Consider the following 15002-nt stretch of genomic DNA (forward strand, 5'->3'; position numbering starts at 1 on the left):
TGGTTCAAACCGCGAAGATCTTGCCCGGGTTCATGATCCCGTTCGGATCGAACACCGCCTTGATCGCTTTCATGTATTCAATTTCAACCGGGGAACGGCTGTAGGTCAGGTAATCGCGCTTGGTCATGCCCACGCCGTGTTCGGCGGAGATCGAACCGTTGTACTTCTCGACGGTTTCGAACACCCATTTGTTCACGGTAGCGCACTTGGCGAAGAACTCGTCCTTGCTCAGGTTTTCCGGCTTGAGGATGTTCAGGTGCAGGTTGCCGTCGCCGATGTGACCGAACCAGACGATTTCGAAGTCCGGGTAGTATTCACCGACGATGGCGTCGATTTCCTTGAGGAACGCTGGCACTTTCGACACAGTGACCGAAATGTCGTTCTTGTACGGCGTCCAATGGGAAATGGTCTCGGAGATGTACTCGCGCAGCTTCCAGAGGTTTTGCAACTGGGTTTCGCTCTGGCTCATCACGCCGTCCAGCACCCAACCCTGCTCGACACAGTGCTCGAAGGTTTCCAGGGCGTGGTTGGCCACTTCTTCAGTGGTCGCCTCGAATTCCAGCAGGGCGTAGAACGGACAGTCGGTTTCGAACGGCGCCGGCACGTCGCCACGGCCGAGGACCTTGGCCAGGGCCTTGTCGGAGAAAAATTCGAAGGCGGTCAGGTCCAGCTTGCCCTGGAACGCGTGCAGCACCGGCATGATCGAGTCGAAATCCGGGGTGCCGAGGACCATGCAGGTCAGGTTCTTCGGCGCGCGATCCAGGCGCATGGTGGCTTCGACCACAAAACCCAGGGTGCCCTCGGCGCCGATAAACAGCTGGCGCAGGTCGTAGCCGGTGGCGTTCTTGATCAGGTCCTTGTTCAGTTCCAGCACATCGCCCTTGCCGGTCACCACCTTCATGCCGGCCACCCAGTTGCGGGTCATGCCGTAGCGAATCACCTTGATCCCGCCGGCATTGGTGCCGATATTGCCGCCAATCTGGCTGGAACCGGCCGAGGCGAAGTCCACCGGGTAGTACAGGCCCTTTTCCTCGGCCACGTTCTGCAGGTGTTCGGTGACCACGCCAGGCTGGCAAACCGCGGTGCGGTCGGTCAGGTTGATGTCCAGCACCTGGTTCATATAGTCGAAGGACACCACCACTTCACCGTTGGCCGCCACGGCCGCGGCGGACAGCCCGGTACGACCGCCCGATGGCACCAGCGCGACCTTGTGCTGGTTGGCCCAGCGCACGATGGCCTGGACCTGTTCGGTAGTCTTCGGGAACACGATGGCCATCGGCGCGGGAGCGAAATGCTTGGTCCAATCCTTCCCGTAAGCATTCAGGGAGTCAGCATCGGTCAGGACCTTACCAGGCTCAACCAGGGTCTTCAGCTCATCAATCAGGGCAGGATGGGTCATCGACAGAACTCTCGAACAATTCATGGTCATCCTGAGGACGCTTCACGTCGCAGAATGAGTGTTTGCGGGTCGCATATGCTAGCATACGCCCCCCGCAGAAGCGTGCTATCAGGCCGATCTGCGGTGCCGGCGATCACGCCGCGCGGTCAGCTCAAGCTGTCCATTTCCCTGCCATTTTTCTCCGGGACACAGGTTTACGCAGATGAGCAAGACTTCTCTCGATAAGAGCAAGATCAAGTTCCTTCTTCTCGAAGGCGTCCACCAATCCGCCGTGGACGTCCTCAAGGCCTCCGGGTACGTCAATATCGAGTACCTGACTGGCTCCTTGCCAGAAGCCCAGTTGAAGGAAAAGATCGCCGATGCCCACTTCATCGGCATTCGCTCGCGCACCCAACTGACCGAAGACATCTTCGAACACGCGAAGAAACTCGTCGCTGTCGGTTGTTTCTGCATCGGCACCAACCAGGTCGACCTCAACGCGGCTCGCGAGCGCGGCATCGCCGTGTTCAACGCCCCGTACTCCAACACCCGCTCCGTTGCCGAGCTGGTGCTGGCCGAAGCGATCCTGTTGCTGCGCGGCATTCCCGAGAAGAACGCTTCCTGCCATCGCGGTGGCTGGATCAAGAGCGCGGCCAACTCCTTCGAAATCCGGGGCAAGAAGCTGGGGATCATCGGTTACGGCTCGATCGGTACGCAGTTGTCGGTTCTGGCCGAAGGCCTGGGCATGCAGGTGTTCTTCTACGACACCCTGACCAAGCTGCCGCTGGGCAACGCCACCCAGGTCTCGAATCTGACCGACCTGCTGGGCATGTCCGACATCGTCACCCTGCACGTTCCGGAAACCGCCGAGACCCAGTGGATGATCGGTGAGAAGGAAATCCGCGCGATCAAGAAAGGCGGGATCCTGATCAACGCCGCACGCGGCACCGTGGTCGAGCTGGACGCCCTGGCGAACGCGATCAAGGACAAGCACCTGATCGGCGCGGCCATCGATGTCTTCCCGGTGGAGCCACGCTCCAACGACGAAGAGTTCGAAAGCCCGCTGCGTGGCCTGGACAACGTGATCCTGACCCCGCACATCGGTGGCTCGACCGCCGAAGCCCAGGCCAACATCGGTCTGGAAGTGGCGGAAAAGCTGGTCAAGTACAGCGACAACGGTACCTCGGTATCGTCCGTGAACTTCCCTGAAGTGGCCTTGCCGGCTCACCCAGGCAAGCATCGCCTGCTGCACATCCACCAGAACATCCCGGGTGTGATGAGCGAAATCAACAAGGTCTTCGCGGAAAACGGCATTAACATCTCCGGTCAGTTCCTGCAGACCAACGAGAAAGTCGGTTACGTGGTGATCGACGTCGACGCCGAGTACTCGGACCTGGCGCAAGAGAAGCTGCAACACATCAACGGCACCATCCGGTCCCGCGTGTTGTTCTAAGCCTCAAGCGCTGGACGAAAAAAGGGAGGCCTGCGAGGGCCTCCCTTTTTTTCTGACACGGATTTACTTCACGTTGACGGTGATGACTTTCGAGGCGACGGTCGGATTGAACTGCATATGCCCCTTGTCACCCGCCACCAGTTGCAAGGTGTGCTTGCCCGGGGTCAGGGTCAGCTGGGTTTCGGTCTGGGCCTTGCCGTAGTGGATCACGGTGTCGGTCGCCGGAATCGGCAGGGCTGGGTCCGGCAGGGCCTTCTGGTCGACCAGCAGGTGGTGGTGACCGGAGCCTGGCGTTTCGTCACCGGCCGGCTTGAGCACCAGGCCCTTCATGCCGAACTTGACCGTGAAGGTCTTGTCGACCGTGGCGCCGTTTTTCGGCGAAACGATAAAGACCTTGGCGTCCTTGGGCGCCGCAATACGCGGAAGATCATCCGCAACCGCCAGCATCGAAGAACCCAGCAAAACAGTAGCCAACGCAACACGAGACACTAAGGTTTTCATTAACTTCTCCAGTTTTCCGCAATTTCAGTACGGTTATGACAACTTTGTGGCGATTTGTGGTCCAAGGCACTCAATAACATAGCAAAGCGTGCCTGAACGGCGCGGTACATATTTGTATTCCAATTCGGGAGCGACCATGGGTTTTCTGCCTGGCCTATTACTTTTACTGCCTTTCGTCAGCCCTTTCGTCCAGGCTGAACTGATTGATGACGTCAACGACCGGGGCGAGTTGCGCATTGCCCTGGAAGGCGACATGCGACCCTTCGGCTTTACCGAAGACGGGCGCCTGACCGGCTTCGAAGTCGAACTGGGCGAACAACTGGCCCGGGAACTGGACGTGCAGGCCTCGTTTGTCCCCACCGACGTCACCGACCTGCTGCAAGGCGTCGAGAGTGGAAAGTACGATGTCGCCATCAACCACATGCCTATGACTGCAGAACTGAGAAAACGTTACGACTTCAGCGAGCCTTATGGTTATCCCAGCATGAAATGGATCACACACCGGGAAGAACCGCCGACACAGATCCCCTTCGCCATGCGCGACAGCTCGCTACCACTGGTTCCGGAGGACTCCGACGGGCCGACAGTGGCCCTGGCGATTCCGTTTCAGAAGGGTAACCCGGCGTTCCAGGCAAGCCTGGACAATGCGCTGCAGCGCATGAAGGCGGACGGGCGCCTCGCGGCGCTCTCAAAGAAGTGGTTCGGGATAGATGCGACTCAGCCGCCGAAGCCGTGAGCCAGCGGTTTACGGCTTCGGGTGATGCTCCAGGACCTGCAGGGCGATAAGCGCGTCAGGCAGTTCCAACTCACTGAACACCTGCACGCCGGCCTGCTTCAACAAGGCCGCCGTCACCCCTTCGCCGCGAACCTTCACCCCACTGAAGGTCCCGTCATAGGTCAACAGGTTGCCACAGGACGGGCTGTTGGCCTTGAGCACCGCGATACGGATGTCATGCCGCCGCACCAACTCCAGCGCCTGATACGCACCAGAGAGAAAGGCTTCGCTTACATCCTCGCCCTCGGTGGTGATCACCCGGGCCAGCCCTTCCAGCACCTGCGCCCCCTGCCCGCCGGGAATCTCCGCTGCCGCACGGGGCGTCGGCAGGCCACCGGCCACTTCCGGGCACAACGGCACCACCCGACCTTCATCCTGCCACTGGGACAGCTGCGCGTAAGGCCCGCTGGCGCCACCGTCATAACGAACCAGATGCCCCAGCAAGCAGCGACTGACCAGAATCTTCTGCTTCATGGAAACGGATCGCTCCCGCGCCGACGAAACCAGCCGGTCAGTGACAGGCGTTCACGGGTCGCCGGCAAGACTTCATGGGGCACCTCCCCCGAGAGGAACAGCACCAGGCAACCGCCGGTCGGAACCACGTCATGCTCCACGCCGTCGTCAAGGTACATACGCAATTGGCCGCCGTGCTCCGGCAACCAAGCATCGTTCAGGTAGATAACCGCCGACACCGTCCGTCGATCATCATCACGGAAGCGGTCCACGTGTTTTTTGTAGAAGGCTCCGGGCGGGTACAGCGCGAAATGGCTTTCGAAATCCTCGAGCCCCAGGAACAGGCCACGGTTGAGGGCCTCGCGCAGGCTGTCCATCAACCCCATGTATTCATCGCAGGGCCTGGTCTGGCCGGGTTCCAGCCACTGGATATGATCGCCACGAATTCCCTCGCGCACTTCCTGGGCAGGCCCGCGTCCCACGCCAGCCGGGGTCAGCTCGCCCTCGGCGGATCGCTGGCGGCACTCGGCGGCCAGGGCCAGGGTCAGCGCCTGCGGCAGGAAGATATTCTGCTGCGACCAGCCACGCTCGGCCAGGTCGTCGACGATACGTAGCAGCAGCGGGTGATCAGAGGGAATGTGCATGCCGCGCATAGTATCCAGAAGCCCGGAAATCCGACAGAGCCCCCCGAACGACTTACAGGAATTCTCGACAAGTACCGCGCTCGCCGGGACAATAGCCGGCTGTAGACAGGAGTCCCTATGCGCCGTTTGCTTTTTTCGCTATTGATGTTCTGCACCTTGCCCGCCTGGGCAGACAACCACGACCAGTTGTACCGGGTCGCCGGTTGGCCGGAACAACGCGCGCATTTCAACGATGCCCTGAGCGCCGCCCAGCAAAAGTACCGCAACAGCCTGCCACCGGCGGTCTATGACGCGCTGGTGAGCAACAGCAACCAGCGTTTCGCGCCCCAGGCCATGGACCAGCGGGCCGAGGCCCAGTTGCGCCAGAACCTCGCCAACCCGAAGCCGGCCCTGACGTTCTTCCAGTCACCGCTGGGGCGCAAGATCGTCTCCGCCGAACTGCTCGCCACCCGCCGCGACCAATTGGCCAAGAACGCCAAGGGCCTGCCGCATATCGAAGCCAGTGCCACCCGGCGCCTGCTGATCAACCACCTGGGCCGTGCGCTGCCGGCGCGCGAAGCCGGGGCGGAAGTCAGCCTGGCCATCGCCGGCGTCGCGGCCGACAGCCTGAGTTCGATGATTCCGGGGCTGCTCGGTGCCGGCGCGGCACAAAGCATGCTGAACGGCCAGCGCGAACGCTTGATGGAACAGATCGGCAACGACCTGGATAACACCCTGCTCTACGTCTATCGCGGCCTGTCCGACCCGGAGCTGGAAGAGTTCAGCAACTTTGCCGAGTCGCCGGAAGGCAAGGCCTACTACCAGGCCGCGCTGGCCGCGATCCGCGCCGGGCTGGCGGTGGGACAGAACCTGCCAACCGCGCCGCCTGAAAACTGAAGGCAACACGGCCATGCCTGCAACGCTCGAAATCCGGGCGTAATATAAAAACTTGGGCGCCATCCATGCAGTAGGTTCGCCTCCCCCCAGGAGACCACCCATGTACAGGATCAACCTTGCTACCGCTGCTGATATCGAGGGTATCGCCCAACTGCTCCAGGCCAATTCCCCTTCCCAGGGCGGATCGCTGACCGGAGAGTTTCCTCTCGACAAGGTCAGGCAGATGGCCCTTGGCGGCTCCCCCGTGGTGGTTGCCTTCCGCGATGCCCGTGTCGTTGGCGTATTGTTCAGCGCGCCGAAGGATATGCACCCCGCGCCGCCATCGATCCAGGCCATGCTGAGCGCATGGCCGGGTACGCCCGACGCCTACGTGTACGGCCCCGCCTGCATCGCCAGCACGGAAAGAGGCCAAGGCCTGCTGCCGCAGCTCTACGCGCAACTTCAGCGGCATTGCCCCGGTCGTGAAGCGATTCTATTCATACGCCGGGACAACACCACCTCGCTGCGAGCCCATGAACGCCTGGGCATGCACGAAGTCGCAGGCTTTACGCTGGAAGGCGACGAGTACGCCGTGCTCAGTGACCGACCGGTTGTGCAATAAGACGCAGCGCCCTCGGTAGCCCCTAGGCGGCCTGCCCCTCAAGGGACCAGGCCGCGACCCACTCCCGCACATCGGCATAGGGATAGGCCTCCAGCGCCGAAAACCCCGGCAGCGCCCTGGCCTTCAACTTCGTAAACAACGGCACGCTGATACCGCAGAGGAAGCGCGTCAGGCACTCCGCACTCGGCGAATGCCCGTTGTGCTCCTGGTGCTTGTGGATAAAACCACTGCACAGCCCCGGAAAGTCGCGCTGATCAAGAGCAGGCAACGCCGGCGGCTCCGGCAGGCACGCCACCTGCCCGTGACATACCGAACAATGCCCACAGCGCTCAGGCGCCTGCTCGTCGCCGAAATAGCGGGCCAACCGGTAGCCCAGGCATTGCTCGGTGGCAAACAAGGCCAGCATCGCGTGAATCCGCGCAATCTCGCTGACCTCGTGCTGGGCAAAATAGGCGTACAGCTCCAGGCTCAGGGCATGGGAATCGAAGTCGCTGACCAACAGGCTGTAGACCTCGGTCATCTGCTTGCTTTCCAGCTCGATCCAGCGCCGCTCCTGGAAGAAGTCCAAGGCCTTCACCACCCGGCCGCGCTCGGCCTGATGCTGTTGATACAAGGCGTCGAAGTTCACCGTGGCCCAGGTCCGCGCCCGGCTGGAGGTCTGGATAATCGCCGAGACAAAGTCGCGCCGCTCGCCCTCGAACTTCGCCAGCAACACCTCGGGCTCCACCAGGAACTTGAAACGGTACTCGGCGAAATACGCATAACGCGGCGCGATCAAGCCACGCAACTCCAACTGCACCAGCAAGGTCTTGAGCGGCAACTGGCGGATATTGCTCTGGTCCGCCAAAGGCCCGAGCAGGAACTCCCACTGGCCATCCGGGATTGCCCCCTTCAGTTCGTCCAGCACCCGACGAATCCCCTCCAGCTCCGGCGTATCGCCGTAGACGAAGTTCTCCAGCACATTGAGGCTGTCGCGGTTGGCCAGCACCAGGCAATCGGAAGGCTGGCCGTCGCGCCCGGCCCGGCCGATTTCCTGGCTGTAATTCTCGATGGACTTGGGCAGGTCGAAATGCACCACGTTACGGATATCGGCCTTGTCGATGCCCATGCCGAATGCGATGGTGGCGACGATGCAGTTCAACTGCCCGGCCATGAACTGCTTCTGGATCGCCTCCCGCTGCTCATGGGGCAAGCCGGCATGATAGGCCGTGGCCGGGATTTCGTTGCGGCTCAGGTGCTGGGCGATCTGCTCGGCGGTCTTCTGCAAGGTGACGTAGACGATACTCGGCTGCCCGAGGCGCCCGCCCAGCCACTCCACCAGCCGGCGATGCTTGTCCTGGCCACCGACCGATTCCACCAGCAGGTTCAGGTTCGGCCGATAGAAACCGGTGGTGACCACATCGTCCGGTGCAATGGCGAACTTGGCCTGCATATCGGCAATCACCTTCGGCGTCGCGGTGGCGGTCAGCAGCAAGGCCTGGGGAATGCGGAACTGGCGCTGATAGTCCGGCAGCTTCAGGTAGTCCGGGCGGAAATTGTGGCCCCACTCGGAAATACAGTGCGCCTCGTCCACCACCAGCAGGGAAATCCGCACCTGCTGGAGAAAATTGCGGAAGCGCTCGTTCTTCAGGCGCTCCACGGAAATCATCAGGATCTTCAGCTCGCCGGAGCGGGCCCGGGCCATCACCGCATTGGCTTCATCGCGGCTCTGGGCCGAGTCGATGCTCGCCGCTGCGATACCGTGGCGTTGCAAAAACGCAAGCTGGTCCTGCATCAGCGCCAACAGCGGCGACACCACCAGCGTCAGGTGCGGCAGGAGCAGCGCCGGCAGTTGATAACACAAGGACTTGCCGGAACCGGTGGGAAAGATCGCCGCCGCCGAACGCCCGGCCAATACCGCGCTGATCGCGGCCTCCTGGCCGCCGCGAAACTGTGGATAACCAAAAACCCGCTGGAGGGTGTCGTGCATAAGCTGTCACTCCGTTGACCGCTGTGGATAAACAAACCCTAGGCGGTCGGGCGAGAAAAGGTCCGAGGCAAGCATTACAAACTGCTACGGCGCGCCAGACTAGCGCAAAGCAGGCCGCGGTTGCGCGATGGCGGCCAATACCCGGATACAAATCCTCAAGTGCGCGCCTGTGGAAATGCCGGTTACATCGAAGCTCCTTTGGCAACTGACGCCCAGTCGCCGATCACTGCGCCGTTGAAACGGACGGTTCAACGGCCCTCGTTTGCACAGGAGCTTATATGGACACCGCACCTCGCCCCTTCTCTCGCTTGGCCCGTCACGGCCTGCTCCTGGCGCCTCTCTTGCTGAGCGGCTGCCTGTCCGGCCTGGACTCCAGCCTGCTCAAGCCGGGCGCGGCTGAGACCGAGCCGCTCTCCAGCCGCTTCGAAACCCCCGAATACAAGGCCCAACGCGCGCTGGCACTGGTCAAGGCGTCGGCACTTTATGCACAGGGCGGCACCGGCAAAGGTATCAGCGTGGCGATCATCGATTCAGGCCTCAATACCGAACTGCCCGAATTCAAGGACCGCCTCGCCACACCTGGCCACGATTACGTGCGCGACGTCCCCGAACTGATCGATCCCCACGGCCATGGCACGCAGATGGCCGGCATTATCGCCGCCAACCGCGACGGCCAGGGCATGCACGGCATCGCCTTCGATGCCAAGCTGATCGCCATGCGCATCGGCGACAACAACGAACCGTTCTTTTTCGACGATCAGATCGCCCGCGCCTGGAAAGACAGCTTCGCGGCCGGGGCCCGGATCCTGAGTAACTCCTGGGCCAACGACATTCCCGCCACCGAAATCACTGAAGCGCGCTACAAACAGGTGATGGGCGATTCCTTGCCGGTTGCTCGCCAGTTGGTGGCCGACGGCGCCGTGTTTGTTTTTCCCACGGGCAATGAGCTACGCCGCGAACCCCTGGCCGAACCCGGTCTGCCCGTGGCCTTGCCGGAGCTGGAAAAGGGCTGGATCGCCGTGGTGGCGCTGAAGAATGACGGCACGCTTATCAACCAGAAGTCCAACTACTGCGGCGTGGCCGAACGCTGGTGCATTGCGGTCCCGGGCGGGGATGGTGGCGTCGACAAAGGTTTGCTGACCACCAGTGCCAAGGGCGGCTACAAGGAAACGGCCGGTACCTCGCCTGCCGTGGCGCTGGTCAGCGGCGCGCTTGCCGCCCTGCAAAGTCGCTTTCCCGAACTCACACCCCAGCAACTGCGTGATGTATTGCTCGACAGCGCCAACAACAACGGTTTTTTTGCCAAGGGGGAGGCTTATGGGCGTGGCCTGATGGATCTGGCGGCGGCGACGCGGCTGGCAGGCGAGCGTGCGGAGCAGCAGCCGACAAATCTCGCCTACCGATAACGGTCCTGCGGGATAGAACACCCCGTAACGGCCCCCAGAAACGAACAACGCGCCAGACAGGGCGCGTTGTGGGGTTGGATCAGTGTGCGATTCAGCGATTTTTTACCCGCTCGATCGCCGTGTCGTACACCGGGTTGGCTTTCTGTTCCTTGGCCAACTCGTAGTGACGCTGGGCGTCGGAGAACTGCCCGGCGTCTTCATAGATACGGGCAATGTTGTAGTACGAGCTCGCGCGCACGGTGTTGGCCGAGTTGCCGGCTGCCAGGGCAACGGCCTTGCGGTTGGCCCAAATGGCTTCAGCAGTATTACCGGCCTTCTGATACGCCAGACCGAGGTTGCTGTAGGCCTGACCAAAGCCGTTGTTCAGATCGATGGCCTGACGGAAGAAGGCAATCGCCTGCTCCAGATTACCGGCCTTGTAGGCTACCTCGCCTTTCACATTCAGAGCCTTCGCATCGATCTGCGCCGTAGAGCTGACCGCCACTTCGGCGACCGCGACCTTGTCGTCAAGCAGCGGCGAGACTTCATTCAACACATTCTTGGCCTCCACGGTCACACCGCTGAAGGTGTTGATGTCCTGGAAGTCACCGTTGCCGGTCATACGGAACACGGTCCACAGGTTGCCGCTGCGATTGACGGGAACGTAATAGGTACGGACCAGGGACTGCCCCATGTAGACAAATACCGTGGCCTGGCTGTTGGACAACTGGCGAGAGCTCGGATTGTTGGCGTTGGTGTAGTCATGCACCGCATACACATAGCTTTCGCCGTAGTGCTTCTTCTGCAGGGTGATGGTTTCCGGGCCATAGCTGTCGGTGTCATCCACGTCCAATTCGGCGTCGGTGCCCTTCTGCTGTTCGAAGTAGATATTGTTGCCGGGGAAAATCATGTGGGAGTCGAGGTCTGCCGGAGTCTTGCCCCAGGTCAGCACCACGCGCAGGCCGTCGAGGCTCTGCATCACTGGACTGACGGCATAGGTCATGTCCTTGCAGGGGCACTTGACCACCAGATTGGAATAACCGGTCTTCTTGATGATCAGCAGATTGCTGGCATCGTCGGCGAAGTTGGCCTCGAGAACGACCTGACCCTGGGCGTTGGTCTTGCCAACCACGTTCTGCTCACCGTTGCGCTGCAACAGCACTTCGGCGTCGGCGATCTTCTGATCCTTGACCACGGCACTGAGGACTTCGATGGGCAATTGCCCGGCCTGGACCGACCAGGCGGCGGCACACAACGACAATACCGAGGCCACGCGAAGCAGAGACATACTTAACTCCCTTTAAGTGCAAAAATCGAGCACCGGATGGCGCCCTAAAAATTGGTGGGAAACATACCGATTTTTTGTCTGAGGTGCCTGCTTTTCAAAAGGAAAATTTCATTTTTGTGGAGCCATCGTTACTCGCCAACGGCCATTTGACGATTTAATCTGCAACTCCCCTCAAAGCCCACGAGAAAGCGCCGATAACCCGCTGACTCACCAAGGAAGGCAGCGGCGACATGCACCAACCCGAGCAAGAAGATGACGATGGCGTCATCCGTTTCAAGCGCCTGCACCCCGAACATTTTGACGTGGTGCTGGGATCGCACCCGGCCAAACAGAAAGTACCGCGCCCAGCGCAGCCCAAATCCTATGGAATGTGGGTATTGGTGCTGATACTGGTGGGTATGCTCGGCTACATGACGGTCAACCGTAACAGCAGCCACCCGATCCCTGTTGCGGCACTGCCAGCGGATGAGCCAGTGCCGATTGAAACGGCCAAGCCGTCCGAAGCGCCAGTGGAGCCGGTATCGCATCCAGAACCTACCGCCAAACTCGTGCCAGCGCCTGCACCGCAAGTGGTTGTCGTGGTGCAGACCCAGGCGCCCGCGGCAGCAGCACACGCCGCAGCCCCACCCACCCCGAAGGTCCAGGGCCTGGTGTCGGCCAGCTACCTGGCGGGCTACCAAGCCAACTTGAACGCACCTGAAGCCAGGCAGACACGCCAATACGAAATCGCCACGGTGAGCATTCGCGAATGGGATGGCCGCGACCGTTATCAGGCGAAATGGCGGATCTTCAACAACGTCATCGACAACGCCAGCGTCTGCGGCAACTTCCTCGCCGGCAGCACCGAGCGCCGTGAATGTCGCAAATCGGCGGAGGTCTTTTTCAAGGAACAGTGCGGCGAATGGGGCAAGCGCTGGGACCGCGACCAGGATGAGAAAAGCAAGGAGATGCAGGTGCGCTATTGCACGGCGATGAAGACGTATAGCGCAGCGGAGTAAATCTGACGCTCCTGCCGAGCCCCATCTATCGATGCCAATTCGGCTGCCCCGAAACAAGCGCACATTGTTTTTATCTTGAGTTTGGTCGAACACATTTTGGCGCTTGTCCACGGTCCATGGACTGTGGACAACTCGCTCAAGCGCCACAAGCACTGTCAATGTGAAAAGTGCTTCCGGTTGCATCATCTTGAGAGCAGATCGCCACGCCTTGCGCTGCCCCGCCGAAGCCTCCTATAGTTCGCCCCGTCGCTGCCAATTCAGCGACCGGGTTTGGTCACCTGTCAGAGTGCGCACGGATCAATGAATCTCATCAGAGCGCATACCTATGAACACTCAAAATCGCTACATCCCCCTCAGCACCAACTTCACCACAATCCCAGTTCTGCTCATCGACACCAACGCCAGCCTCGACGATCTGCAAACCAGCGCCTACCAACGCCTTCAGGCCGCCAGCGATCTGCTGGAAACCATGACGTGCATGAGCCTCATCACCACCTGCGACAAAGACTTCACCCACGTCACCAATGCCGCGTACCTGTTGGTGCGTGAAGGTTGCGACCTGTTGCAACTGCTCCAGCAGCGGACGATGGCATTGGGCGGGCAAGTCGCTCAGTAACGCCATCAAAGACAGGCCATTTCTCTATAGGAAATGGCCTACTTAGCTTGGGTAATTCACAACCCATTTTGAGAGTCTGGCTACGAGAATGAATGTAAGAGCTGATCCACAGCAGGTATCAGCGCCTTCATTATTTGCATTCGGCTTTCTGACGCAGCCTCTCAATAGCCCGCAGAAAATCCCTTCTGGAGGTAATCAGGTGACAATTCAGACAATGCTCGAGCAAGCATATGCCTTGCCTATGCAAAAAACCGATGCTACTCTGCATATGCTAGACATATGCAGGAGCGACATCATGCGCACAGTCTCAATTTTCAAGAACGGAAAAAATCAGGCGATTCGCCTGCCAAACGACATGGCTTACGAAGGTGTAGGAGAACTGGAAATTACCCGCAATGGCGATGTGATCACCCTGCGCCCCGTGCGTCCCAGCTGGCAATCGCTGGCAGAAGTGCCCGCTGCTGACACGGACTTTCTGCAAGAGCGTCCGGACATCATCACCGATGAAGGTAGGTTCAACCTGTGACCACCTATATGCTCGATACCTGCATTTGCTCGTTCATCATGCGTGAACGCCCCGAATCCGTATTGAAGCGGTTGGTAGCAGAAGTTGGCCGAAATAACCGAATCGTAATTTCTGCGATCACTTATTCAGAAATGCGCTACGGACAGATCGGCAAGAAAGCATCCGCCAGACACAAAACGATGGTTGATGAGTTTGTGAAACGCCTGGATGCTGTCCTGCCGTGGGATCAGAGCGCCGTGGACGCAGCGGTCGAAGTAAGACGTCAATTAACTGATAGCGGCTCAATCATTGGCGGCAATGACACTGCCATTGCGGGCCACGCCATAGCCATGGGGTGCAAGCTAGTCACCAATAATCTGCGCGAGTTCAGTCGTGTTACAGGTCTTGAATACGAAGACTGGGTTCACTGAAGTATTACTCGCCAAGTTTGTTGTCTTGGGACGAGCAGATTGATAAAATAGCCACAACGCATCTGGTCAACCATTTGCCCACCTTCCGAGGCCCGCATCGATTCATCGAGCGGGCTTTCGTGCATCTGGGGATAAGAAATGCATACTTTCTTGTAAGTTATTTCTTTTAATATCGAAAGCCCTGCCTGAAAGATGCTCGCCATACTAAGCACGAAAAATAAATATTGTTATAAGGCAACCTCATACTGTTGAGGTCTGCTCCCGTGTATACCTGCCCATTGATTCATCAATTGAAACTCGATGCCCAAAGCCTCGCCAGCATCGAACAGATCAACAAAATCACTCGCATGACCCAGCTCGGTGCAGCCGTGACATCGAGTGGCGTGATAGCCCGCTTATTCACCCGTAGCGTGCCGCTGGAAACGGCCTTCAACATCACACAATACGATTGGAAACTCTTCAGCGAAAGCACACATGCCTGGTCGAAAATACAGCGCAATCGAGTCGTCACCATCGCCAATGACCAGGCACTGCAGCACTTACACGATCGAGCTCAATTCGAGTTCTGGAAAGGAGTCGCCAATGGCTGCATGTACTAAGGCAATCTGGATCGGATGCCTTGGCGCACTGGCCCTTGGAGCCAGCGCCGATCAGTCCATAACCGTCGAGCAGCGCTTCCATGGCTTCGTTATTGCCGACTTCGCCAGGGCCACCGCCGCCATGGAGGCACAACAACAAGCCTGCCTAAACACGGAAAAGGTCCTGCCTGCCAATCTATTGTCCCCTGCCGGACTGGATGACGAAGAAAAGAAAATTGCCTTGCTGTACTTCAGATCCCTGGCGTCGTGGGAGTGCGAGAAGCATGCCACTCTCGAACTACTCGCTGCCACACAGATGGCCAGGGAAACAGGTCTGCCGGACTTCTCCGCAACCGACGACCCACAAAACCTGGCCGCCACTGTTCAGCTCATGGGCTACGACACAATGCTGCGTTACAAGGCCAGGTATCAGACCTTGCCAGAGTCGAAGCGCAGGCAACTGGACGATCTGGAGATACTGAGACATCCCTTTAAACTACTGGAATCCGCTAGTGCAAACGGATTACCAGCACCCAGCCCATGAGCAAAAA

At 59.6% G+C, this 15002-nt stretch carries 17 protein-coding genes; 11 read left to right on the plus strand and 6 right to left on the minus strand.

Features of this window, described 5'->3' with window-relative positions:
- Positions 1 to 4 precede the first annotated feature (4 nt).
- The gene (locus M5C56_RS05900) at positions 5 to 1399 is read right to left on the minus strand and encodes an FAD-binding oxidoreductase (protein ID WP_103497958.1); all 1395 of its coding nucleotides are present in this window, start codon (positions 1397 to 1399) and stop codon (positions 5 to 7) included.
- Between the two features lie 202 nt (positions 1400 to 1601).
- Between M5C56_RS05900 and serA the strand changes: the two genes are divergently transcribed.
- Positions 1602 to 2831: a phosphoglycerate dehydrogenase gene (gene serA / locus M5C56_RS05905; RefSeq protein ID WP_103497959.1), complete on the plus strand. Its 1230-nt coding sequence runs from the start codon at positions 1602 to 1604 to the stop codon at positions 2829 to 2831.
- 63 nt (positions 2832 to 2894) lie between these two features.
- Here the strand turns inward: serA and M5C56_RS05910 are convergent, their stop codons facing one another.
- A complete protein-coding gene (locus tag M5C56_RS05910; protein ID WP_103497960.1) occupies positions 2895 to 3332 on the minus strand; it encodes a DUF4399 domain-containing protein in 438 nt (145 codons plus the stop codon).
- Between the two features lie 136 nt (positions 3333 to 3468).
- On the opposite strand from M5C56_RS05910, the gene M5C56_RS05915 reads away from it, so the two are divergent.
- Entirely contained in the window at positions 3469 to 4068 is a 600-nt protein-coding gene (locus M5C56_RS05915; RefSeq protein WP_103497961.1) for a transporter substrate-binding domain-containing protein, read from the plus strand.
- Between the two features lie 9 nt (positions 4069 to 4077).
- Here the strand turns inward: M5C56_RS05915 and M5C56_RS05920 are convergent, their stop codons facing one another.
- Together M5C56_RS05920 and M5C56_RS05925 are read right to left on the minus strand one after the other, a co-directional pair.
- Positions 4078 to 4581: a DUF523 domain-containing protein gene (locus tag M5C56_RS05920; protein ID WP_103497962.1), complete on the minus strand. Its 504-nt coding sequence runs from the start codon at positions 4579 to 4581 to the stop codon at positions 4078 to 4080.
- Positions 4578 to 5213 (minus strand): 2OG-Fe(II) oxygenase, encoded by a 636-nt coding sequence (locus M5C56_RS05925; protein WP_103497963.1) that lies wholly within the window; start codon positions 5211 to 5213, stop codon positions 4578 to 4580. Before M5C56_RS05925 ends, M5C56_RS05920 begins: the two co-directional genes overlap by 4 nt.
- 108 nt (positions 5214 to 5321) lie before the next feature.
- On the opposite strand from M5C56_RS05925, the gene M5C56_RS05930 reads away from it, so the two are divergent.
- The gene (locus M5C56_RS05930; protein WP_103497964.1) at positions 5322 to 6080 is read left to right on the plus strand and encodes a DUF2059 domain-containing protein; all 759 of its coding nucleotides are present in this window, start codon (positions 5322 to 5324) and stop codon (positions 6078 to 6080) included.
- A 100-nt stretch (positions 6081 to 6180) separates the two neighbouring features.
- Positions 6181 to 6681 carry an N-acetyltransferase gene (locus M5C56_RS05935; RefSeq protein WP_103497965.1) on the plus strand — a complete coding sequence of 167 codons (501 nt, stop codon included), beginning with the start codon at positions 6181 to 6183 and terminating at the stop codon, positions 6679 to 6681.
- A 22-nt stretch (positions 6682 to 6703) separates the two neighbouring features.
- Here the strand turns inward: M5C56_RS05935 and M5C56_RS05940 are convergent, their stop codons facing one another.
- Complete coding sequence (locus tag M5C56_RS05940; RefSeq protein ID WP_103497966.1) at positions 6704 to 8650, minus strand: ATP-dependent DNA helicase RecQ; 1947 nt, start codon at positions 8648 to 8650, stop codon at positions 6704 to 6706.
- Positions 8651 to 8928: 278 nt separating this feature from the next.
- Here M5C56_RS05940 and M5C56_RS05945 point away from each other — a divergent pair, with 278 nt between their 5' ends.
- On the plus strand, positions 8929 to 10056 hold the full coding sequence (locus tag M5C56_RS05945; protein ID WP_103497967.1) for a S8 family peptidase: 1128 nt from the start codon (positions 8929 to 8931) through the stop codon (positions 10054 to 10056).
- 91 nt (positions 10057 to 10147) lie between these two features.
- Here the strand turns inward: M5C56_RS05945 and M5C56_RS05950 are convergent, their stop codons facing one another.
- Positions 10148 to 11323, minus strand: coding sequence for a tetratricopeptide repeat protein (locus tag M5C56_RS05950; RefSeq protein WP_103497968.1), 1176 nt, complete (start codon positions 11321 to 11323; stop codon positions 10148 to 10150).
- 230 nt (positions 11324 to 11553) lie between these two features.
- Between M5C56_RS05950 and M5C56_RS05955 the strand changes: the two genes are divergently transcribed.
- The 6 genes from M5C56_RS05955 (at position 11554) to M5C56_RS05980 (ending at position 14995) form a co-directional block, all read left to right on the plus strand.
- On the plus strand, positions 11554 to 12321 hold the full coding sequence (locus tag M5C56_RS05955; RefSeq protein ID WP_103497969.1) for a hypothetical protein: 768 nt from the start codon (positions 11554 to 11556) through the stop codon (positions 12319 to 12321).
- A gap of 325 nt (positions 12322 to 12646) precedes the next feature.
- Positions 12647 to 12937 carry a hypothetical protein gene (locus M5C56_RS05960; RefSeq protein WP_103497970.1) on the plus strand — a complete coding sequence of 97 codons (291 nt, stop codon included), beginning with the start codon at positions 12647 to 12649 and terminating at the stop codon, positions 12935 to 12937.
- 295 nt (positions 12938 to 13232) lie between these two features.
- Positions 13233 to 13463 carry a type II toxin-antitoxin system VapB family antitoxin gene (vapB, locus tag M5C56_RS05965; protein WP_103497971.1) on the plus strand — a complete coding sequence of 77 codons (231 nt, stop codon included), beginning with the start codon at positions 13233 to 13235 and terminating at the stop codon, positions 13461 to 13463.
- Positions 13460 to 13873 carry a type II toxin-antitoxin system VapC family toxin gene (locus M5C56_RS05970; protein WP_248766924.1) on the plus strand — a complete coding sequence of 138 codons (414 nt, stop codon included), beginning with the start codon at positions 13460 to 13462 and terminating at the stop codon, positions 13871 to 13873. The genes vapB and M5C56_RS05970 overlap by 4 nt, the downstream gene beginning before the upstream one ends.
- A 290-nt stretch (positions 13874 to 14163) precedes the next feature.
- Complete coding sequence (locus M5C56_RS05975; RefSeq protein WP_103497973.1) at positions 14164 to 14472, plus strand: hypothetical protein; 309 nt, start codon at positions 14164 to 14166, stop codon at positions 14470 to 14472.
- Positions 14456 to 14995 carry a hypothetical protein gene (locus M5C56_RS05980; RefSeq protein ID WP_103497974.1) on the plus strand — a complete coding sequence of 180 codons (540 nt, stop codon included), beginning with the start codon at positions 14456 to 14458 and terminating at the stop codon, positions 14993 to 14995. Before M5C56_RS05975 ends, M5C56_RS05980 begins: the two co-directional genes overlap by 17 nt.
- Positions 14996 to 15002 lie beyond the last annotated feature (7 nt).

Source organism: Pseudomonas sp. MWU13-2862 (genome assembly GCF_023242495.1).
In the GTDB taxonomy this organism is placed as follows: domain Bacteria; phylum Pseudomonadota; class Gammaproteobacteria; order Pseudomonadales; family Pseudomonadaceae; genus Aquipseudomonas; species Aquipseudomonas gingeri_D.

What these genes read in the sequence shown, in the direction of transcription:
- M5C56_RS05900 (WP_103497958.1), bottom strand. Translation starts at nt 1,399, where the DNA reads ATGACCCATCCTGCCCTGATTGATGAGCTGAAGACCCTGGTTGAGCCT.
- serA (WP_103497959.1), top strand. Translation starts at nt 1,602, where the DNA reads ATGAGCAAGACTTCTCTCGATAAGAGCAAGATCAAGTTCCTTCTTCTC.
- M5C56_RS05910 (WP_103497960.1), bottom strand. Translation starts at nt 3,332, where the DNA reads ATGAAAACCTTAGTGTCTCGTGTTGCGTTGGCTACTGTTTTGCTGGGT.
- M5C56_RS05915 (WP_103497961.1), top strand. Translation starts at nt 3,469, where the DNA reads ATGGGTTTTCTGCCTGGCCTATTACTTTTACTGCCTTTCGTCAGCCCT.
- M5C56_RS05920 (WP_103497962.1), bottom strand. Translation starts at nt 4,581, where the DNA reads ATGAAGCAGAAGATTCTGGTCAGTCGCTGCTTGCTGGGGCATCTGGTT.
- M5C56_RS05925 (WP_103497963.1), bottom strand. Translation starts at nt 5,213, where the DNA reads ATGCGCGGCATGCACATTCCCTCTGATCACCCGCTGCTGCTACGTATC.
- M5C56_RS05930 (WP_103497964.1), top strand. Translation starts at nt 5,322, where the DNA reads ATGCGCCGTTTGCTTTTTTCGCTATTGATGTTCTGCACCTTGCCCGCC.
- M5C56_RS05935 (WP_103497965.1), top strand. Translation starts at nt 6,181, where the DNA reads ATGTACAGGATCAACCTTGCTACCGCTGCTGATATCGAGGGTATCGCC.
- M5C56_RS05940 (WP_103497966.1), bottom strand. Translation starts at nt 8,650, where the DNA reads ATGCACGACACCCTCCAGCGGGTTTTTGGTTATCCACAGTTTCGCGGC.
- M5C56_RS05945 (WP_103497967.1), top strand. Translation starts at nt 8,929, where the DNA reads ATGGACACCGCACCTCGCCCCTTCTCTCGCTTGGCCCGTCACGGCCTG.
- M5C56_RS05950 (WP_103497968.1), bottom strand. Translation starts at nt 11,323, where the DNA reads ATGTCTCTGCTTCGCGTGGCCTCGGTATTGTCGTTGTGTGCCGCCGCC.
- M5C56_RS05955 (WP_103497969.1), top strand. Translation starts at nt 11,554, where the DNA reads ATGCACCAACCCGAGCAAGAAGATGACGATGGCGTCATCCGTTTCAAG.
- M5C56_RS05960 (WP_103497970.1), top strand. Translation starts at nt 12,647, where the DNA reads ATGAACACTCAAAATCGCTACATCCCCCTCAGCACCAACTTCACCACA.
- vapB (WP_103497971.1), top strand. Translation starts at nt 13,233, where the DNA reads ATGCGCACAGTCTCAATTTTCAAGAACGGAAAAAATCAGGCGATTCGC.
- M5C56_RS05980 (WP_103497974.1), top strand. Translation starts at nt 14,456, where the DNA reads ATGGCTGCATGTACTAAGGCAATCTGGATCGGATGCCTTGGCGCACTG.